The organism is Streptomyces sp. NPDC038280, from assembly GCF_055600045.1.
The window spans coordinates 86,856-106,934 of the sequence record NZ_JBVJYZ010000005.1 but is presented as its reverse complement, the minus strand read 5'-3'; the positions used below and the strand labels follow the sequence as shown (position 1 = coordinate 106,934).

At 68.8% G+C, this 20,079-nt stretch carries 20 protein-coding genes and 1 tRNA gene; 10 read left to right on the top strand and 11 right to left on the bottom strand.

Annotated elements, in window-relative coordinates:
* Both ACZ7J0_RS13590 and ACZ7J0_RS13585 read right to left on the bottom strand, forming a co-directional pair.
* A complete protein-coding gene (locus ACZ7J0_RS13590; RefSeq protein ID WP_470886951.1) occupies positions 1-1,365 on the bottom strand; it encodes a serine/threonine protein kinase in 1,365 nt (454 codons plus the stop codon).
* Positions 1,366-1,453: 88 nt separating this feature from the next.
* Entirely contained in the window at positions 1,454-2,002 is a 549-nt protein-coding gene (locus ACZ7J0_RS13585) for a helix-turn-helix domain-containing protein (RefSeq protein WP_470886949.1), read from the bottom strand.
* 129 nt (positions 2,003-2,131) lie between these two features.
* On the opposite strand from ACZ7J0_RS13585, the gene ACZ7J0_RS13580 reads away from it, so the two are divergent.
* Positions 2,132-2,204: transfer RNA gene (locus tag ACZ7J0_RS13580), tRNA-Ala, on the top strand.
* A 134-nt stretch (positions 2,205-2,338) separates the two neighbouring features.
* On the opposite strand, the gene ACZ7J0_RS13575 is transcribed toward ACZ7J0_RS13580, so the two are convergent.
* Complete coding sequence (locus ACZ7J0_RS13575) at positions 2,339-3,142, bottom strand: VOC family protein (RefSeq protein WP_470886947.1); 804 nt, start codon at positions 3,140-3,142, stop codon at positions 2,339-2,341.
* A 340-nt stretch (positions 3,143-3,482) separates the two neighbouring features.
* On the opposite strand from ACZ7J0_RS13575, the gene ACZ7J0_RS13570 reads away from it, so the two are divergent.
* Complete coding sequence (locus ACZ7J0_RS13570; protein WP_470886945.1) at positions 3,483-3,821, top strand: DUF6344 domain-containing protein; 339 nt, start codon at positions 3,483-3,485, stop codon at positions 3,819-3,821.
* A gap of 93 nt (positions 3,822-3,914) precedes the next feature.
* On the opposite strand, the gene ACZ7J0_RS13565 is transcribed toward ACZ7J0_RS13570, so the two are convergent.
* A complete protein-coding gene (locus ACZ7J0_RS13565) occupies positions 3,915-4,607 on the bottom strand; it encodes a DUF5324 family protein (RefSeq protein WP_470886943.1) in 693 nt (230 codons plus the stop codon).
* A gap of 201 nt (positions 4,608-4,808) precedes the next feature.
* Between ACZ7J0_RS13565 and ACZ7J0_RS13560 the strand changes: the two genes are divergently transcribed.
* Positions 4,809-5,342, top strand: a complete 534-nt coding sequence (locus ACZ7J0_RS13560; protein WP_470886941.1) for a peptidylprolyl isomerase — start codon at positions 4,809-4,811, stop codon at positions 5,340-5,342.
* A gap of 195 nt (positions 5,343-5,537) precedes the next feature.
* Positions 5,538-6,434, top strand: coding sequence for a rhomboid family intramembrane serine protease (locus ACZ7J0_RS13555; RefSeq protein ID WP_470886939.1), 897 nt, complete (start codon positions 5,538-5,540; stop codon positions 6,432-6,434).
* Positions 6,435-6,723: 289 nt separating this feature from the next.
* Here ACZ7J0_RS13555 and crgA read toward each other — a convergent pair whose 3' ends face one another.
* Positions 6,724-6,981: a cell division protein CrgA gene (gene crgA / locus ACZ7J0_RS13550; protein WP_468708973.1), complete on the bottom strand. Its 258-nt coding sequence runs from the start codon at positions 6,979-6,981 to the stop codon at positions 6,724-6,726.
* Positions 6,982-7,120: 139 nt separating this feature from the next.
* Between crgA and ACZ7J0_RS13545 the strand changes: the two genes are divergently transcribed.
* From ACZ7J0_RS13545 to ACZ7J0_RS13520, 6 genes are all read left to right on the top strand, one after another.
* A complete protein-coding gene (locus ACZ7J0_RS13545; RefSeq protein ID WP_470886937.1) occupies positions 7,121-7,897 on the top strand; it encodes a DUF881 domain-containing protein in 777 nt (258 codons plus the stop codon).
* 19 nt (positions 7,898-7,916) lie between these two features.
* A complete protein-coding gene (locus ACZ7J0_RS13540) occupies positions 7,917-8,597 on the top strand; it encodes a class E sortase (protein WP_470886935.1) in 681 nt (226 codons plus the stop codon).
* 73 nt (positions 8,598-8,670) lie between these two features.
* On the top strand, positions 8,671-8,832 hold the full coding sequence (locus tag ACZ7J0_RS13535) for a hypothetical protein (RefSeq protein ID WP_468708977.1): 162 nt from the start codon (positions 8,671-8,673) through the stop codon (positions 8,830-8,832).
* On the top strand, positions 8,829-9,467 hold the full coding sequence (locus ACZ7J0_RS13530) for an aminodeoxychorismate/anthranilate synthase component II (RefSeq protein ID WP_470886933.1): 639 nt from the start codon (positions 8,829-8,831) through the stop codon (positions 9,465-9,467). Before ACZ7J0_RS13535 ends, ACZ7J0_RS13530 begins: the two co-directional genes overlap by 4 nt.
* Complete coding sequence (locus ACZ7J0_RS13525; RefSeq protein ID WP_470886931.1) at positions 9,464-10,777, top strand: class E sortase; 1,314 nt, start codon at positions 9,464-9,466, stop codon at positions 10,775-10,777. Before ACZ7J0_RS13530 ends, ACZ7J0_RS13525 begins: the two co-directional genes overlap by 4 nt.
* Before the next feature lie 40 nt (positions 10,778-10,817).
* Positions 10,818-11,492 carry a class E sortase gene (locus ACZ7J0_RS13520; protein WP_470886929.1) on the top strand — a complete coding sequence of 225 codons (675 nt, stop codon included), beginning with the start codon at positions 10,818-10,820 and terminating at the stop codon, positions 11,490-11,492.
* A gap of 121 nt (positions 11,493-11,613) precedes the next feature.
* Here the strand turns inward: ACZ7J0_RS13520 and pknB are convergent, their stop codons facing one another.
* The 6 genes from pknB to ACZ7J0_RS13490 form a co-directional block, all read right to left on the bottom strand.
* On the bottom strand, positions 11,614-13,605 hold the full coding sequence (gene pknB / locus ACZ7J0_RS13515; protein WP_470886927.1) for a Stk1 family PASTA domain-containing Ser/Thr kinase: 1,992 nt from the start codon (positions 13,603-13,605) through the stop codon (positions 11,614-11,616).
* 145 nt (positions 13,606-13,750) lie between these two features.
* A complete protein-coding gene (locus ACZ7J0_RS13510) occupies positions 13,751-15,211 on the bottom strand; it encodes a peptidoglycan D,D-transpeptidase FtsI family protein (protein WP_470886925.1) in 1,461 nt (486 codons plus the stop codon).
* Positions 15,208-16,629 (bottom strand): FtsW/RodA/SpoVE family cell cycle protein, encoded by a 1,422-nt coding sequence (locus ACZ7J0_RS13505; protein WP_470886923.1) that lies wholly within the window; start codon positions 16,627-16,629, stop codon positions 15,208-15,210. Before ACZ7J0_RS13505 ends, ACZ7J0_RS13510 begins: the two co-directional genes overlap by 4 nt.
* A gap of 27 nt (positions 16,630-16,656) precedes the next feature.
* Complete coding sequence (locus ACZ7J0_RS13500) at positions 16,657-18,129, bottom strand: Stp1/IreP family PP2C-type Ser/Thr phosphatase (RefSeq protein ID WP_470886921.1); 1,473 nt, start codon at positions 18,127-18,129, stop codon at positions 16,657-16,659.
* A gap of 129 nt (positions 18,130-18,258) precedes the next feature.
* Positions 18,259-18,777 (bottom strand): FHA domain-containing protein FhaB/FipA, encoded by a 519-nt coding sequence (locus ACZ7J0_RS13495; protein ID WP_468708989.1) that lies wholly within the window; start codon positions 18,775-18,777, stop codon positions 18,259-18,261.
* A 10-nt stretch (positions 18,778-18,787) separates the two neighbouring features.
* On the bottom strand, positions 18,788-19,660 hold the full coding sequence (locus ACZ7J0_RS13490) for an FhaA domain-containing protein (RefSeq protein ID WP_470886919.1): 873 nt from the start codon (positions 19,658-19,660) through the stop codon (positions 18,788-18,790).
* Positions 19,661-20,079 lie beyond the last annotated feature (419 nt).

Below are 20,079 nucleotides of genomic sequence, written 5' to 3'. Positions count from 1 at the left end.
TCAGGCCTGGGTGAGGGCCCAGATGCCGACCGCGAAGCACATGAGCGCCACGATCAGTACCGGGATCGCCACCTTCGGGGGCGGTCCCGGTCGCTTGTCGCCGTCGGAGACGGCCGCGGGGGGCGGAGTCGGGAACGCGGGCGACACGGCCGCGGGGGAAACCGGGGCGGTCTGGGCGGGAACCTGAACGCCGTGAGCGGTGTATTGACGAGTAGGAGGCTGCTGATACGGCACCGCGGATGTGGGGGCCTGCGCGAAGTCCGGCGCGGAGGCCGGAAGGGGGGAGGCGGGGTGAGCGGCGACGGGGGCAGAGGGCTGCGGGGGAGGTGTGGCCTGGTTGTGCTGTGGATTGAGCTGTGGGTGGGACTGCTGCTCCGGTCGCGCGGCCTGGGGCTGCGGCGGGGGCACCAGATGGAAGCTGCCCGTCTCGGACGGGGAGAACGCGGGCTGGTCGGTCGCGGGCGTGGTGGGGCTCGGCTCCGGGGCGACCGGGCCGTTCGGGCCGAAGCCCGCCGGCAGGGGACCGATCTGGTCGAAGACCTCGACCGGCTCCTCGTCGGCAGCCGGCTCGGGCAGCATGTCGACGGCGCTCGTGAGCGCTTTGCGCGCGCCCGTGGCCGTACGGAAGCGCGCGGCCGGATCGGGCTGGAGCAGGCCCGCGAGGACCTGCCACAGGGGCTCGGGGATGCCCTGGGGGGCGCCGGGCGTCCCGTGCGCCGCGAAGTGCTCGATGAGCGCCTGCGCGTCGGGCTTCTGGCCCTGGAGGAGATAGAGCGCGACCAGGCCGACGGCGAACAAGTCGGCCGTGAAGTCCGGCTCCGCGCCCATCATCTGCTCGGGAGCGAAGTAACCAGGCGTCCCCACCACATAGTTGGTCTCGGTGAGCCGTGGCTCGCCCTTGCGCATCGAGATGCCGAAGTCGGACAGCCGCAGATGCGGCCGCCCGGTCCCGGTGGCCTCCAGCAGGATGTTGGCCGGTTTGATGTCGCGGTGCACGACCCCCTCGGCGTGCACCGCGGCGAGACCGGCGAGCAACTGGTCCAGCAGTGTGCAGACGAAACGCGCAGGCAAGGGTCCGTAGTCGCCGATGACGTGCGCCAGCGAACCGCCGCTCACCAGATCCATGGTGAACAGCACCTTGTCGTCGTCCGCGGCCCAGCTGGCCGGGGCGAGGACATGCGGGTGGTCGATCCGCAGGGCCTGCTCGCGGACGAAGCGCAAGAGCGTGTGCGCGTCGCTCTGCTGCAGCACCTTGGCCGCGACATACCGGCGGCGGCGGTGGTCCCAGGCGCGCCATACGGCACCGACCCCACCACGGCCGATCGGGTCGATCAGCTCGTACCGACCAGCGAAGACCTCACCCATTGCGCTGCGCCCGCTCCCAGTTCCCTGTTCCGGCGTCGTTCCCTGTTCCGGTCTTGTTCCGCCCCGTGCTGTTCAGACCGGCGGACTGTCAGTTCTGGTGCGACTCGTAATGCGCGACCGCGTCCGCGGTGCGTCCGGCGCCGTACACCCGGAGGAACTCTGCCAGTTCCGGGTGGCTCGGGGCGAGGGTCTCCGCCGCATCGATGATGTCGCCGGCCGCCGAGACCGAGCGCAGCAGCGACTGAATCTCCCGGACCACCCGGCGCACGGTCGGCGCACCCGAACTGTTGGTGGTCTGGCTGGTGCCGGTGAGGACCGAGCCGCCCTGGGACTTCTTGATCTCGTCCATCCGGTCCGTGGCCTCGGCGGCGCTCACACTGCCGTCGGCGACCTGACTCGCCAGCTCCTGCAGGGCCTGGACACGCTGGACCACGGCAGGATTGCCGATCTTGGCGCGCTGGCCGCTCATCAGCTGGGAGAGCATGGGGGCGGACAGTCCGAGCACTGCCGCGAGCCGCGCCTGGTTCAGGCCCAGGTCGTCTATGAGCCTTCGGAAGAGCGCCCCCAGCGGCTCGCCGTACCAACTCCGCTGAAGCTCTCTGGCTCTGGCCGTGGCTTCCTGCTGCGCTGCATCCATGACGTCTCCCCATCCCTGCGGTTCGCCACTGCGAACCTCGACGTGCATCTTACGGAGCGTGGTCGCCGACCGGGAGTCCCAATCCTTTTGCGGGATCCGGGGGGTGACCCGGTACTCTGGTCTCGTTCCGGGGCCTTAGCTCAGTTGGTAGAGCGCTGTCTTTGCATGGCAGATGTCAGGGGTTCGACTCCCCTAGGCTCCACCGGACGAAAGGCCCTCCGGCCCGCGCGCGACGCGGACCGGAGGGCCTTTCTCATTGCCCTTCCCGCTGCCTTTCCCCTGGGGTTCCGTGTCACCGGCGGCCGACCGGCGGGGATCCTCGGGCGTTTGCACGGATCAGGGCCGGCCGCCCGGGCTGCCGAGCGCCTGAGTGATGTCGAACAGGGCCCCGTCGGGATCGCGAAGGGTCACCCAGCGCTCGGCCTCGTCGGACTCCACGGCGGAGACCACGCTCCCGCCGAGAGAGGCCGCCGCCTTCATGGCGGACTCCAGCTCGGGAACCCGGAAATGGACGTGCCAGCGGGGCCGCAGCCGCGGTTCGTACGCGGCCTCCTCCACGGCCTCGCTGTTCAGCCGGGCCACCGGTTCCCCGCCCTGGCGCAGGACGACCTGGTCCTCTTCGTAGGACACCTCGCAGGATCCGGGCCGGCCGGTCGCCCACTCCAGGATTTCCCCGTAGAAGATCGCGGCGTCGAAGGCGTTCCTCGTACGCAGCTCCAGCCAGGCCGGGGCCCGTCCCTCCCCGACCCGCCAGGCCGAGTGCACGCGGCCCTCCCAGATACCGAAGACGGCGCCCTCACGGTCGGCCGCCAGCGCCGCCCGCCCACGGGACGCGAAGGAGACCGGGCCCACCGCCACCGTGCCCGTCCGCTCGCGGATCCGGGACACGGCCACATCGGCGTCGTCGACGGCGAAGTACGGAGTCCACGCGACGGGCACGGCCAAGTCCCCCGCCAGCGCCCCGATGCCCGCCACCGGAAGCCCGTCCAGCTCGGCCGTGCGGAACGCCTCACCCAGCCCGGCGGGCCGGAACTGCCAGCCCAGCACAGCGCTGTAGAAGCGCTGGGTCGCCTCCAGGTCCCGCGTCATCAGACTCACCCAGCACGGCGCACCGAACACATCACCCGTCGAAATGTTCATCGCTCTGCCCTCTCACCACACGGCCGCACAGCCTCGCCGCCGGATCAGCGGCGGCCCGTCCGGCGAAAGACACAAGCTCTCGCGGACGGGCCGGAAGGGGGGCGTACGACAGGCGGGAACGCCTCTTGTCCGTGTTCGGCTGGGCCGTACGGGTGGTGTTCATCTGAAGATCTGCGCACGGGTGGCGTTGCTCCCCGCTATCCGCCCGTGCGTACACATCATGAGGAAGGTATGTAGATCGCGCAACTCGGAATGAACCGTTGGGAACGGATTAATCCGCCCATCCCGCATCAAGCACCATAGTTCGCCCACGACCGCCCACCACCGAAAGCGAGGGGCCATGGCCGCCGTCAAGGTCAAGCAGTTCTGGACCGCCTTCATCTCTCTTCTCTTCGCCCTGCTCGCCTCCGTCGGCCTCGCGAGCCCCGCGACCGCCGCGCAGCAGCCCGCCGTCCAGCAGCCGAAGGAGCCGGCCGCCGACGCGACCGGGGTGCTCCTCGCCTCCGTGCCCGCCCAGCCGGTGTACCGGGGGCCGAGCGCGCGAAGCCGGTCCCTGCCGCCGACGATCAAGCAGCGCATCAGCGCCGAGGCGCACGGCTCCTCGCCGTCCGTACGGCACATGTCCGCCGCCGCGCCGCTCGAGACCGACCTGTACGACCTGGCGCTCGCCGCGGCGTGAGGCGCCGGGAGCACTCATGACTCCCAGCGCCCAAAGCTCCGCCACAGAGCTCCGCGGAAAGCCGGCTGTGAACAGGTCGGAGACAGGAGAAGGTCAGCGACGGTCGTCGCGGCCCTTGGACCCGTTCTCTGACCCGGATTCGGCTTCCTTGGCCTCCACCTCCGGATCGAGAGAAGTCCGGTCGGTGCCGTCGACGGACGACAGCGTGGTCCGTTCGGAGACATCGGTAGGAGCCGGCGGCTCGACCAGCCAGTCGGGGTTGGCCTGCTTGTCCCACCACTTCCAGGCGGCGAAGGCGCCGCCCGCGAGAACACCGAGGACCGCGAGGCCCTTGGCGAGACGCCCGGCCCTGGCCCGGCGCTCATGCTTCCTGACGATCTTCTGAATGTCCTTTGCCGTCACGTGCCCGCGCAGCGCGGCCAGAGCGGCGGTGGAACGCGCTCCGGTCTCCGCCAGTACGGGCTGAGCCGTGGCGACAACCTGTTCAACACGAGGAACGGTGTAATCGGCCGCCTGACGCGCGGCCTTGCGGGTCCGAACCGCCGCACGATGCGCGGCTTCGTCGATCCGCTCCGGAACATGCGGCGCCACATACGCGCCGTACTGCACCCGGGCCTGCTTGGCGGCCCTGGAAACCTTCGGCGAGATCTTCACGCGTGCCTGGTGCGCATAGTGCGCGGCCTGGTCCTTGGCCGTATCGGCGTAGGGCGCCACCACTTCCGCGGCGTGCAGCACGCTCTCCTTCGCCGAATCAGTCGCGGCGCGCACGCTATCGATGCGGGTCACGGGATCCTCCTCCTCGGTGGCGGTGTCGGTATTTCGCCTTTCCACCCACTTCGAAATCATGCCCGTTGACTCAAGGTCCGGCATGCGGGGCGGGCATCCGGGGCAACCAGACGTCCCGCGGCGGCGACAAGGCTTCCTCATGCGCCGGTGCTTCCGTGCGAGGATCGGTCGACGTCGGAGAAGACTTACGGAAGGCACCTCGTGGCCGAGCAGCTTTACGCCACCCTGAAGACCAACCAGGGCGACATCGAGATTCGGCTTCTGCCGAACCACGCCCCCAAGACGGTGAAGAACTTCGTCGAGCTCGCGCGGGGCGAGCGCGAGTGGACGAATCCCGCGACCGGTGAGAAGTCCAGCGCCCCCCTCTACGACGGCACCGTCTTCCACCGTGTGATCAGCGGTTTCATGATTCAGGGCGGCGACCCGCTGGGCAACGGCACGGGTGGTCCGGGGTACGAGTTCGCCGACGAGTTCCACCCCGAGCTCGCGTTCGACAAGCCGTACCTCCTGGCCATGGCCAACGCGGGCCCGGGCACCAACGGCTCTCAGTTCTTCATCACCGTCTCGCCGACCGCCTGGCTGACGCGCAAGCACACCATCTTCGGCGAGGTGAGCAACGAGGCCGGCAAGAAGGTCGTGGACGCCATCGCCGGCTGCACGACCAACCCGCGCACCGACCGCCCGCTCGATGACGTCATCATCCAGTCGGTCGTGATCGAGACCCGCAAGAGCTGATCCGGCGGACCGCTGCCGCCGACGAAGAGGACCGGGCCCGCCGATGAAGCGGACCGGTCCCGGTCGATGAAGGGAACCTTTTCGCCCCGCCCGTCCGTAAGGATGGGCGGGGCGGTGTGCGCTGAGCGCCACCGGGCACGCGCACGCCGAAGCGCGCGGCACGCCGCCCACACGGAGAGGAAAGAGGAGAGCGCGATGGAGCAGGCGCCAGGCAGTCCGCAGGAGCCGCGGGACGCGCACTCCCTGCCGAGCTGCTACCGCCATCCGGGCGTGGAGACCGGTATCCGCTGCACCCGCTGCGAGCGGCCTATCTGCCCCGACTGCATGGTCTCCGCCTCGGTCGGCTTCCAGTGCCCGGACTGTGTGCGCGGTGGATCGGGCACGGGCCACGCGCCGACCGCGAGCCAGCCCCGGACCATCGCCGGCGGCAGGGTCGCGGGCGACCCGCGATTCGTCACCAAGATCCTCATCGGGATCAATCTCGCGGTCTTCGTGGCCGTGCTCGCGCTCGGCGAACGGTTCGTCGCCGAGACGGAGCTGATCGGCTATGCCTTCAGCCCGGTGCTCGGTGAGGTCGTCGGGGTGGCCGACGGCGAGTGGTACAGACTTCTGACCTCGGCCTTCCTGCATCAGGAAGTCATGCACTTCGTCTTCAACATGCTGGGCCTGTGGGTCATCGGCGGCATGGTGGAGCCGGAGCTCGGCCGGGCGCGCTACGCGGTCCTGTGTCTGCTGTCCGGGCTGTCGGGCAGCGCCCTCGTCTATCTGATCGCCGCACCGAACCAGCCCTCGCTGGGCGCGTCGGGCATCGTCTTCGGCCTGATCGGCGCGTTCGCCGTCGTCGCGCGGCGCCGCGCCCACGACATGCGGCCGGTCGCCCTGTTCATCGCGCTCGCCCTGCTGCTGACCTTCACCAGGCCCGGTATCTCCTGGGAGGCCCACATCGGCGGCCTCGTCGGGGGCGCCTTGGTGGCCATCGGCCTGGTCCACGCCCCCCGCGAGCGGCGGAAGCTGGTCCAGTACTCGGCCTGTGCCCTGGTGCTGTTGGCCAACGTGCTGACTGTGATCCTGAGAACCTCCGCGCTCAGCTGAGCGGCAGCTTTCCCCAAAGTTGTCCACAGCGTGTGGTGGGTTGTGCGCACTGCGCCGGGAACAGCTGTGCCCCTCGCCCCTGACCTGGGTTTTCCCAGGAGGGGCAAGGGGCCGGGAGATTCACCCGTGCGGCTGCCGCAGTCACACCGGCGTCAACGTCATGAGGGTTATCCACAGATCGTCTGACCTTTTCCCCAGTGTGGACAACCTGTGGATAACCTCAGGGCAGAACTTGACGAGTGGCCGCCGGGGCCGCTACTTCGCCGCTATTTCGCGGCTTCTTCCGCCGCTACTTCCACTGAGTGGAGACGCCGAAGCCACCGGCGATGAAGCCGAAGCCCACGACGATGTTCCAGTTCTCGAGCGACTTGATCGGAAGCGATCCGTCGGTGACGTAGAAGACGACGATCCAGGCAAGCCCGATCAGGAAGAGTGCCAGCATCACCGGCGCCACCCAGCTACGGCTGGTCAGCTTGATGCTGGTCGCCTGCTTCGCTGCCGGCGGCGGCGTGAAGTCGGCCTTCTTGCGGATACGTGACTTCGGCACGAGGGACTCTCCTGTCGATGCGCTGCGTGACCGCGCAGGTAACTGTGGCTGGCGCCGGGACGGGGCAAGGGGGACCACTGCCTCCCCCGGGCGTCCGTTAGCGTAGTGCTTCCGCGGCGCCGAGTAGGAGAAGGGTACGTTGAGCAATTCTGCCGACTCCCCCCAAGGTCCGGTCCGGCGCACCGCCTGGCGGCCGGTCCGGGTGCTCACGGCCGCCGTCTTCGCCCTCGCCGGTCTGATCTTCGTCACCAGTTTCAACACCGCCAAGGGCACCAACATCCGCACGGACGCCTCCCTCCTGCGGCTCTCCGACCTGATCCAGGAACGCAGCCACAAGAACGCCGGCCTCGACGAGTCCACCGCGGCCCTGCGCGCCGAGGTCGACCGGGCCGCGGAGATCGCCCGGCGCAACGACGGCTCCACCAAGACCGAGGACGAGAAGCTCGGCGCACTCGAGAAGGCCGCCGGCACGACCAAGGTCACCGGTTCGGGCATGACCGTCACCCTCAACGACGCCCCGCCGAACGCCCAGGCCGCCCCCGGCTACCCCGAGCCGCAGGCCAACGACCTCGTCATCCACCAGCAGGACCTCCAGGCCGTCGTCAACGCCCTGTGGAAGGGCGGCGCCGCCGGCATCCAGGTCATGGACCAGCGCCTGATCTCCACCAGCGCCGTGCGCTGCGTCGGCAACACCCTGATCCTCCAGGGCCGCGTCTACTCCCCGCCGTACAAGATCACCGCTGTCGGTGACATCGGCGCGCTCAACAAGGCGCTCACCGCCTCCCCCGCGATCCAGAACTACCAGCTGTACGTGAAGGCGTACGGCCTCGGCTGGAAAGTGGACGAGCGCGAGAAGGTGACTCTCCCCGGCTACTCGGGCACAGTGGATCTCCACTACGCGAAGCCTGTGAGCTAGCTGCGGGAGGGGCCGTCCGGTGACGGTACGACTGATCGTCCGAACCTTCAGCGAACTGTGCATCACCGTCGGCACCCTGATTCTCCTCTTCGTCGTGTACGTGCTCTTCTGGACCGGGATCAAGGCCGGCAGCGCCACGGACGGGCAGATCGACACCCTCCAGGAGCAGTGGGCGAGCCGGCCGGTCGCGCCGGCCGCGGGGCCGCCGCCTCCGCCGCCCCCGGCGTACGAGGACGGCAAGGGCCTGGCCGTCATGTACGTCCCCCGCTTCGGCAGGAGCTGGCAGTGGCCGGTGCTCGAGGGCACCGGGGCCGCCACCCTCAAGAAGGGCCTCGGCCACTACACCGGCACCACCCGGCTCGGCGGGACCGGGAACTTCTCGGTGGCCGGCCACCGGCGCACCTACGGGGATCCGTTCAAGGACGTCCCCGAGCTCCGCCCCGGAGACGCGGTGGTCCTCAGCGACGGGACGACCTGGTTCACGTACCGCGTCGACAGGAAGCCCTACCGGACCGTTCCCACCGACACCGGCGTGATCGACCCCGTTCCGGTGAAATCCGGGTTCGACGGACCCGGGCGCTATCTGACCCTGACGACCTGCGACCCGGAGTGGGGCAGCAGCCACCGGCTGATCGTCTGGGCGCATCTGGACGCCACCCGACCTGTGACCCGGGGCAAGCCCGAAGCTTTGGACAGCTGACCCATACGGACGGCGTCGCCCCTTACTCTGGTGCCGTACCGAAGGGCACCACGAGGAAGGACCGGCAGACGTCATGTACGGCTGGATCTGGCGGCATCTGCCGGGCAACGCATGGGCGCGGAGCGTCATCTCGCTCGTGCTGATCCTCGCGGTCGTCTACGTGCTGTTCCAGTACGTGTTCCCCTGGGCGGAGCCGCTGCTTCCGTTCAACGATGTGACGGTGGACGGCCAGTGACCACGCGCATTCTCGTCGTCGACAACTACGACAGCTTCGTCTTCAACCTCGTCCAGTACCTGTACCAGCTCGGTGCCGAGTGCGAGGTCCGGCGCAACGACGAGGTGGCCCTGGAACACGCCCAGGACGGCTTCGACGGCGTACTCCTCTCACCCGGCCCGGGAACCCCCGAGCAGGCCGGCGTCTGCGTCGACATGGTGCGGCACTGCGCGTCCACCGGTGTGCCGGTCTTCGGCGTCTGCCTCGGCATGCAGTCGATGGCGGTGGCGTACGGCGGTGTCGTCGGCCGGGCGCCCGAGCTGCTGCACGGCAAGACCTCCCTGGTCACCCACGAGGGCAAGGGCGTCTTCGCCGGACTGCCGTCGCCGTTCACCGCGACCCGGTACCACTCGCTGGCCGCCGAACCGGCCGAGCTGCCGGACGAGCTCGAAGTCACCGCGCGCACGGCGGACGGCATCATCATGGGGCTGCGCCACCGGGAACTGGCGGTCGAGGGCGTGCAGTTCCACCCCGAGTCCGTCCTCACCGAGCACGGCCATCTGATGCTCGCGAACTGGCTGGTGCAGTGCGGCGACAAGGGAGCGGTCGGCCGGTCGGCGGGGCTCGCGCCGGTGGTGGGCAAGGCTGTCGCGTGACCGAGGGGTCGCCGTGGTTCCGGGCGACAGACCCACCGGAGGAGCACGAGCGTCCGTACGAGCCGGCGCCCGCGGCGCCGTACGACCCCGGGCCGCCGTACGTCCCTGAGCCGGCGCCCTACGCGCAGCCGTACGCGCGGGCGTACGCCGACCCCTACGCGGATCCCTATGCGCAACCGGCCGGGGCGTATCCGCCGCCGGAGCAGTACGCGCACGGTGCCGATCCGTACGGATCGGGACCGGGGCAGTACACGCCGGGCGCGGGGCAGTACGCCCCCGTGCCCGAGCAGTACGAGCCGGCGCCCGGGGGATACCAGCCGCAGCCTGGACGCCAGGAGCCCATATCGGAGCCGTACGACGCACCGGCGGGGGCGTACGACGCGCCTGGGAGCGAGGACGCCGAGGCGCGGACGCCCGGTGAGGACGAGCCGGAGGCGGACCGGGGCCAGGACCCGGGCCCCGAGTCCGAGCCACAGACGCGTGGGCCGGGCCGGGCGGAGCGCCGTAGGGCCGCCAAGGGCCGGGGAGGCGGCAGAGGCGGCCCCGCAGCCCCCACGGCCCCCAGCGGCCCCCCAGGCGCCGCGGAGGCCGGACGGCCCCTGTCCCGGGTCGAGGCGCGGCGTGCGGCCCGTGCCCGCAAGGACAGTGTCGGCGTCGTCGCCAGCCGGGTCGTCGGCGAGCTGTTCATCACCTTCGGCGTCGTGATGCTGCTGTTCGTCACCTACCAGCTGTGGTGGACGAACGTCCGCGCCGGACTGCAGACCGATCAGGCCAAGCACCAGATCGAGGACGAGTGGGCGAAGGGCCGCACCCCGGGCACCTTCGAACCGGGCCAGGGCTTCGCCCTCATGCACATCCCCAAGCTCGACGTCGTGGTGCCGATCGCCGAGGGCATCAGCAAGTCGCAGGTCCTGGACCGGGGCATGGTGGGCCACTACGGCGAGGGCAAGCTCAAGACGGCGATGCCGGCGGACAAGCAGGGCAACTTCGCGGTGGCCGGCCACCGCAACACACACGGCGAACCCTTCCGCTACATCAATCAGTTGAAGCCCGGCGACCCGATCGTCGTCGAGACGCAGGACGCGTACTACACGTACCGGATGACCAGCATCCTGCCGCAGACCTCACCCTCCAACATCAGCGTGATCACTCCCGTGCCGCCCGGGTCGGGCTTCACCGGACCGGGCCGGTACATCACGCTGACGACCTGCACGCCCGAGTTCACCAGTACGTATCGACTGATCGTGTGGGGCAAGATGGTCGAGGAACGCCCGCGCAGCAAGGGGAAACCGGACGCGCTCGTAGGCTGAGACCCCCAGACCCCATGCCTCCAGACGGGACAGATGCCCAGTGGTACGTGCGCGCAACCGGATCGCCGCAGTCATCAGTGTCTTCGGCGAACTGCTGATCACCGCGGGCGTCCTGCTCGGACTCTTCGTCGTCTACTCGCTGTGGTGGACGAACGTCATGGCCGACCGCGTGGCCGACAAGGAGATCAGCCAGGTCCGCGACCGCTGGGCCGGCGGCCCCGGGGCGCTCGACACCAAGGACGGCATCGGCTTCCTGCACGTACCGGCCATGAAGAACGGCGAGGTGCTCGTCAAGCAGGGCACCGACTCCAAGGTCCTCAACAACGGTGTCGCAGGCTTCTACACGGACCCGGTCAAGTCCGCCCTTCCGACGGCGGCGCAGGGGAACTTCACGCTGGCGGCGCACCGCGACGGCCACGGCGCGAAGTTCCACAACATCCACCGGGTGAGGAACGGCGACTCGATCGTCTTCGAGACCAAGGACGTCTGGTACGTCTACAAGGTCTACAGGACCCTCTCGCGGACGTCGAAGTACAACGTCGACGTCCTGAACCCGGTCCCGAAGCAGTCGGGGAAGACCAGGCCGGGCCGGTACATCACGCTGACGACGTGCACCCCGATGTACACCTCCGACTACCGCTACATCGTCTGGGGCGAGCTGGAGCGTACGGAGAAGGTCGACCGGGACCGTACGCCGCCGGCGGAGCTGCACTGAGGCGAGTGGCAGCAGCCGCGACCCAGAGCACACGCGGACAGAAGAGAGCCCCGGCATCCATCCTTCGGATGCCGGGGCTCTCTCTTTCGTAACCGACGGTTCGGTGAACCGGAGCCAGGGGTCAGTCGCGGCGACTGGTGAAGCCGGACTGACCGAAGATCGTGCCGCCGCCCCCGTCGTCCCCTCCGGCGGTGAGCAGGGTGATGGTGTCACCCCTGTTGACCGTGGAGCCGGGCGCCGGGTTGCTGGCCACGACCGTCGCGCCGCCCTTGTCCACCGAGTTGGGGGCGAGCGTGACGACCAGGCCGAGGTCCTCGAGCTGCTTCTTCACATCCCGGTACTTCTTGCCCTGGATGTCCGCCGGAACCTGGACCTGCTGCGGCTGCTGCGGGCCCTTGGAGACCTTCAGCGTCACCAGCGTGCCCTCGGCGGCCTTGGAGTCGGCCGTCGGGTTCTGCTCGGTGACCTCACCCGCGGGCTTGTCCGAGTCGACGTCCACCCTCGCCACCTGGAACTTGAGCGTCTCCAGCTGCGACTTGGCGGAGTCGAACTGCGTGCCGACCACCGGCGGGACGGTCTTCAGCGCCTTCTTCGCGACCGTGATGGTGACCGGGGTGTTCTTCTCGGCCTGCGTACCGCCCTTGGGGTCCTGGTCGAGGACCGTGCCGGGCTCCTCGTCGGACTCCTCCTGCTTGACCTCGATCTGCGAGAAGCCCTTCGACTTGAGCAGCTCCTTGGCGCTCTCCTCGGACTTCTCGGTGACGTCCGGAACCTCGACCGTCGGCGCGCCCTCGGAGACGACGACCTGGATCGTCTCGCCGCTGTTCATCTTGGCGCCGTTGTCGGCCGTCGGGGTCTGGCTGCAGATGAAGCCCTTGGGCTGGTCGCAGCGCTGGCTGCCGGACTGGGCGACCTTGACGCTCGCGTTGCTCGCGAGGCGCTGGGCCTCGTCGAGCTTCTTGCCGACCAGCTGGGGTACGAGGACCTTGGCCGTGTCGTTGTCGCCCTTGAAGAGCGATTGGCCGATCAGGATCGCGCCCACCAGCACCAGGATGCCCGCCAGCACCAGCAGGATCGTCGAGGTGTTCGACTTCTTCTGGCGTCTGCGGTCCGGGCGGTCGTCGTAGCCGTAGCCGGGGTCGTCCGGGTTCATGGGCGGCAGCATCGACGTCTGCCCCGACGGGTCGGCCTGGCGCAGCGCCGTCGTCGGCTGGTCGTCCGGCGCGTAGCCGCCGTAGCCGGCCACACCCATCGCCGCCGTCGCCGCGACGGGCTGGCCGTCGAGGCACGCCTCGATGTCCGCGCGCATCTCGTCGGCCGACTGGTAGCGGTAGTCGGGGTCCTTGACCAGGGCCTTCAGCACGATCGCGTCCATCTCGGGCGTGATCTCGGGGTCGAAGTTGCTGGGCGGCTGCGGCTCCTCCCGTACGTGCTGGTACGCGACCGCGACCGGGGAGTCCCCGATGAACGGCGGACGCACGGTCAGCAGCTCGTAGAGCAGGCAGCCGGTGGAGTAGAGGTCGGACCGGGCGTCGACCTGCTCGCCCTTGGCCTGCTCGGGGGAGAGGTACTGGGCCGTGCCGATGACCGCCGCAGTCTGTGTCATGGTCATGCCGGAGTCGCCCATGGCGCGGGCGATGCCGAAGTCCATGACCTTGACCTGGCCGGTGCGCGTCAGCATGACGTTCGCCGGCTTGATGTCACGGTGCACGATGCCGGCGCGGTGCGAGTACTCCAGCGCCTGCAGGATGCCGACCGTCATCTCCAGCGTGCGCTCGGGCAGCAGCTTGCGCCCGGAGTGCAGCAGCTCTCTGAGGGTCGAGCCGTCGACGTACTCCATCACGATGTACGGGATGGAGATGTTGTCGACGTAGTCCTCGCCGGTGTCGTAGACAGCGACGATCGCCGGGTGGTTGAGCGAGGCGGCCGACTGGGCCTCACGGCGGAACCGGGCCTGGAAGGACGGGTCGCGGGCGAGGTCGGCCCGCAGCGTCTTCACGGCGACGGTGCGGCCGAGCCGGGTGTCGTGGGCGAGGTAGACCTCAGCCATGCCACCACGGCCGAGCACCGAGCCCAGCTCGTACCGGCCGCCGAGGCGACGCGGCTCTTCCATAACTGTTCCAGCCCTCTCCGTCAGTCCCGACCGCACCCGACTGTGTGGTCCGGCGGTGTGCTGTTCGCGCATACGCTACCGGGCACGGCAAGCCGTTCCGCCCGCGACCGGCACCTGATACCCGACCGGTACCGGGGCGCGGACATCACTTCTTGCTGTCGAGTACCGCCTTCATCACGGCCTTGGCGATCGGGGCTGCCAGGCCACCACCACTGATGTCGTCACGCGCGGTGCCCGCGGAGTCCTCGACCACGACCGCGACGGCGACAGGAGAGCCGCTGTCCGTCTTGGCGTACGAGATGAACCACGCGTAGGGGCGCTTCTTGTTCCCCTCGCCGTGCTGAGCGGTACCGGTCTTGCCGCCGATCTTGAAACCGTCGATCGCCGCCTTCTTGCCGGTGCCGTTCTCGACGACGTTCTCCATCATCCGCTGCACCAGCTGCGCGTTCTTCGGCGACAGCGGGCGGCTCATCTCCTCGGGATCGTTCTGCTTGAGCACGTCGAGGTTCGGCGCCACCAGCTTGTCGATCATGTACGGCTTCATCAGCTTGCCGTCATTGGCGATCGCCGCCGTGACCATGGCCATCTGCAGCGGCGTGGTCGCGGTGTTGAACTGACCGATGGACGACAGCGCGTTTCCACCGCGGTCCATCTTCTTGTCGTAGACCGAGGCGGCCGAGCGGACCGGCACGAACTGCTCCGCGTTGAAACCGAACTTCTCCGCCGTCTCCAGCATGTCCTCACGGCCGACCTCGTCACCGAGCTTGGCGAAGACGGAGTTGCAGGAAACCTCCAGCGCCTTGTTCAGGCTGGCGTTCTGGCAGCCCTGCGCGTGGTTCTTCATCGGCGTGGTCGACAGCGGGATGTTGTACGGCTCCGGGGTGTCCGTCGCCGCGTCGATGTCGCTTATCTTGCCGTGCTCCAGGGCCGCGGCCGCCGTGACCACCTTGAAGACCGACCCGGGCGGATAGATCTCCCGCAGCGCCCGGTTCAGCTTCGGCTTGTCCTTGTCCTTCTCCAGCGCCACCCAGGCCTTCTCGTCCTTGGCCGAGTAGCCGGCGAAGGACGAGGGGTCGTACGAAGGCGTCGAGGCGAGCGCGAGGATCTTGCCGGTCTGCGGGTCGATGGCCGCGACAGCGCCCTTCTTGTCCCCGAGCCCCTCGAAGGCGGCCTTCTGCGCGGCGCCGCTCAGGGTGGTGACGACGTTGCCGCCGGTCTTCTTCTCGCCGGTGAACATCGACATGGTCCGGTCGAAGAAGAGCCGGTCGTCATTGCCGGTGAGGATGCCGTCCTCGATCTTCTCGATCTGGCTCGCGTCATAGGCCTGCGAGGCATAACCCGTGACAGGAGCCCACATCGGACCGTTGATGTACGTCCGCTTGAACTTGTAGTACGTGTCCTTCGAATCGATGGATCCGGTGATCGGATTGCCGTCGACGATGATGTTGCCGCGCTCGTTGGCGTACCGCTCGATCTGGACACGCTTGTTCCGGCCATGGGTGTTCAGCTCGTCGGCGCGGACGTACTGGAGCCAGTTGTCCCGCATCAGCAGCGCGAGGACCAGCAGGCCGCAGAAGATCGCGACCCGGCGCAGGGGCTTGTTCACGGACGGACCACCTGGGTCATCTCGGCGTCGGGGGACGGGGCGGGAGCCGGCGCGGGGCGACGGGCGGTGTCACTGATGCGGATCAGGATGCCGATCAGCGCCCAGTTGGCGATCACGGAGGAACCGCCGTACGCGAGGAACGGCATCGTCATACCGGTCAGCGGAATGAGACCCATGACACCGCCGGCGACGACGAAGACCTGCAGGGCGAAGGCCCCGGACAGGCCCATCGCGAGGAGCTTGCCGAACGGGTCGCGGGCAGCCAGCGCGGTACGGACACCGCGCTCGATGATCAGGCCGTACAGCAGCAGGAACGCCATCACACCGGCCAGGCCGAGCTCCTCACCGACCGTGGCGAAGATGAAGTCGGAGTTCGCGGCGAAACCGATCAGGTCGGAATTGCCCTGACCGAGGCCGGTACCGAGGATGCCGCCGGACCCGAAGGACATCAGGACCTGAGTCATCTGGTCACAGGCCGCCGACGTCTCCCAGCAGGCGAAGGGATCGCGCCAGGCCGTCACACGGGCCTGCACATGGCCGGCGAAAGACGCCACACCGACAGCGCCCGCGGCGGACATCAGCAGACCCATGACGATCCAGCTGGTCCGCTCCGTCGCCACGTACAGCATGATCACGAACATGCCGAAGAACAGCAGCGATGTGCCGAGGTCGTTCTCGAAGACCAGGATCAGCAGGCTGATCGCCCAGATCGTCAGGATCGGGCCGAGGTCGCGGCCACGCGGCAGATAAAGCCCCATGAAACGCCGGCTGGCCAGAGCCAGCGCGTCACGCTTCACCATCAGATAGCCGGAGAAGAAGATCGCCAGGACGATCTTGGCGAACTCACCGGGCTGGATGGAGAAGCCACCCACATTGATCCAGATCTTCGCGCCGAACACGTCGGATCCGAGACCCGGCACGAGCGGCAGCAGCAACAACACCAGCGCCGCCGCCATCGAGATGTACGTGTACCGCTGCAGCACGCGGTGGTCCTTGAGCACCACCAGCACACCCAGGAACATCGCGATGCCGATCGCGGAGTACATCAGCTGGTTCGGCGCGTCCGGACTGAAACTCTTGTACAGCCGCATCGACTGGGCGATCAGCCGGGGCGACTGGTCGAGCCGCCAGATCAGCACCAGCCCGAGCCCGTTCAGCAGCGTCGCCAGCGGCAGCAGCAGCGGATCCGCGTACTTGGCGAACTTGCGCACCACCAGATGCGCCACGCCCGCCAGCAGGCCGAGCCCCAGACCGTAGCCGAGCATGCCCGTGGGGACCTTGCCGTCCAGGGCGAGGCCCACATTCAAGTACGCGAACACCGGAATGACGACGGCGAACCCGAGCAGCGCCAATTCGGTGTTGCGGCGGCTCGGCAATTCGATCGCGCCGATGGTGGTCGTGTTGGTGACAACGCTCATGGTGGTGAAAGGCCCCCCTACGGGTGCTTACTGCTTGCCGCAGTTCGAGGCCAGCTTCTTCTCCTCCTCCGAGAGGCTGGGGCCCGGAGAGGGAGTCGCTGCGGTGGGCTTGGTGTCAGTGGCGGTACCGGCGGGCGGCGGCGTCGCCTTGTCGGCCGCCTTGTCCCTGGCCGCACGGCGCTGCTCTTCCTTCTTACAGGCCGAAGCCTGCGTCGCAAGCTCCTGGATCTTGGCCTGCGCCTTGCCGAGGCTGCCGCCGGTGATGGTGTCCTCGACCTGCTTGCGCTGATACGGCGGCAGGTACTTGAGTTCGATCTCGGGATGGTCCTTCTCGACCTCCGACAGCGAAACCCAGGCCAGATCCTGGCTGATACCCCGGTACAGCGCCACATGCTCGTCCTTGGCGCCGACGTAGTACTGCGTCTGCGTCCAGCGGAACCCGCCGTACACACCACCGCCGACCACGGCCAGCGCGAGAACGATGAAGAACGAACGCTTCAGCCACTTGCGGCCCGAGCGCGGCTTCCTGAAATCGTCGTCGGTGTACGCGCCGAACGCCCCGCCGGGGGGCATACCGCCATAGCCGACGTCGTCACCACTGCCAGGAGGGCCGAAACCACCGGCCGGCGGCTGCGGCGCCGACGGACGCCCCAGCCCCGACGCGCGCCCGGCCGGAGTCTGCATGGCCCCGCCGTCGTTCAGCTGCGCCTGGTTCTCCGCGACCGCGCCGACGATCACCGGGGTGTCGTTCAGCTGCCCCGCGAGCGTGTCACCCGAGTCGGTGTCCAGCACGTCCGCGACGATGCACGTGATGTTGTCGGGGCCGCCACCGCGCAGCGCGAGCTGGATCAGCTCCTGCACGGTCTCCTGCGGACCCTGATAGCTGGCGAGGGTGTCCTCCATCGTCTGATGGGACACGACACCCGACAGCCCGTCGGAACAGATCAGATACCGGTCACCGGCCCGGACCTCCCGGATCGACAGGTCCGGCTCGACATGGTCACCACTGCCCAGCGCCCGCATCAACAGCGACCGCTGCGGATGAGTGGTGGCCTCCTCCTCGGTGATCCGGCCCTCGTCGACCAGCCGCTGCACCCACGTGTGGTCCTGCGTGATCTGCGTCAGCACACCGTCCCGCAGGAGGTACGCGCGCGAATCGCCGACATGGACCAGACCGAGGCGCTGACCCGTCCACAGAAGAGCCGTCAGGGTGGTCCCCATGCCCTCGAGCTGCGGATCCTCCTCGACCATCATCCGAAGCTGGTCATTGGCGCGCTGCACCGCCATACCGAGCGACGTCAGGATGTCCGAGCCCGGAACGTCGTCGTCGAGCGTGACGAGCGTCGAGATCACTTCCGACGAGGCGACCTCACCGGCGGCCTGGCCGCCCATGCCATCGGCGATGGCCAGCAGTCGGGGACCGGCGTATCCGGAGTCCTCATTGCCCTCGCGGATCATGCCCTTGTGCGATCCGGCGGCAAAGCGCAGGGAGAGACTCATGCGCACCTCGCCAGTCGGATCCGGGTACAACCGGTCTCGAGCCACACTGCCCACCCTCCGGTCGGGAACTCGTGGCGGTCCGCTCCCCGGACCGCCACGGTTCGCTCGCTCCGCTCGCTCATTGTCGTACTACTTCCGCAGCTCGATGACGGTCTTGCCGATGCGGATCGGCGCGCCCAGCGGAATCGGTGTCGGGGTGGTGAGCCGGGTCCGGTCGAGATACGTGCCGTTGGTGGACCCGAGATCCTCGACGATCCACTGGCCGTCACGGTCCGGGTAGATCCTGGCATGACGACTGGACGCGTAGTCGTCGTCCAACACGATCGTCGAGTCGTGGGCGCGGCCCAGCGTGATGGTCTGCCCCTGAAGGGCGACCGTCGTGCCGGTCAGCGTGCCCTCCGACACGACCAGCTTGGTCGGCGCGCCACGGCGCTGGCGACCGCCGCCGCCCTGCTGCCCCCGCTGCTGCGGAGGCGCGGCGGCCTGGCGCGCGGCCTGCTGCGGACGCGCGTTCTCGCGGCGCGAACCGCGCTGCGTGACACGTGTGCCGAACAGGTCACTGCGAATGACCTGGACGGCCACAATCACGAACAGCCACAGAACGGCTAGGAAACCTAGCCGCATGACCGTCAGGGTCAGCTCTGACATTGCCCCCGCTTCACCCTTCGGCTTGCCGGTAAACGATGGTGGTGCTGCCCACGACGATCCGCGAGCCGTCGCGGAGCGTAGCGCGGGTGGTGTGCTGCCCGTCTACCACGATGCCGTTGGTAGACCCGAGATCCTGGATCGTCGAGGGCGTTCCGGTCCGGATCTCACAGTGCCGGCGCGAGACGCCGGGGTCGTCGATCCGCACATCGGCGTCGGTGCTGCGTCCCAGCACCAGCGTCGGGCGGGAGATCTGGTGGCGCGTGCCATTGATCTCGATCCAGCGGCGCACCTGCGCGCCGGGCATGGGTGCCGCCGCACCGGGACGGCCGGCGCCGTGCGGCGCCTGACCGGGGCGGGATGCGCCCGGCGGCGGGGCCGCCGGCATGGGAGGCGCGGCGGCCGGCGGATAGCCGTAGCCGCCGGCGGCCGCGGCAGGACCGCGACCGGGCTGCTGGCCATGCGCCACCGGGCCGCCGGGGCCACGGTCGGGAGCCTGCGGCTGTGACGTACTCGACGCGAGCGTACGACTGCGCACCCGGTACAGACCGGTGTCGAGGTCGTCGGCCTTCTCCAGATGGACCTTGATCGGGCCCATGAAGGTGTACCGCTGCTGCTTCGCGTAGTCGCGCACCAGGCCGGACAGCTCGTCGCCGAGCTGGCCCGAGTACGGGCTGAGACGCTCGTAGTCCGGCGCGCTCAGCTCCACGATGAAGTCATTGGGGACGACGGTCCGCTCACGATTCCAGATCGTCGCGTTGTTGTCGCACTCCCGCTGGAGGGCGCCCGCGATCTCGACCGGCTGGACCTCGGACTTGAAGACCTTGGCGAAGGTGCCGTTCACCAGACCTTCGAGACGCTGCTCGAAACGCTTCATGACTCCCATGGGGCACCTCCTCCGTCGTAACCGTCCTGGTACTGCTTACTGATCGTATCCACGCGTCGGGAAATCGGCTGGTTCCCCTTCTCTGCCCTGTGGACGAGTGTCACCTCTCACACGGATCGTAGAGGCGGCCTCCTGACAGTGTCCCGCACCCGGGGTGCGGGACGGAGGAGCGGGTGGCGCACCTCTCCTTCTTTCCACTCCGGTTCCCGCGCTCTCCACTCCGGTTCCGCGGACGAACGTCGCGGCAACCGGACAGGGAACGTCGGGGAGGGTGATCCGGGTTCCGGGAAGGCGGTGGCTGGTGGCCGGTGGCCGGTGGTCGGTGGTCGGTGGACATCGGGCTCCGGTTCGGAGCCCAGATCCCTGTCTTCCCACCCTCCCCCGGCTCACGCCCCGGCTCGTCGCGCGGCTCTCCCCCG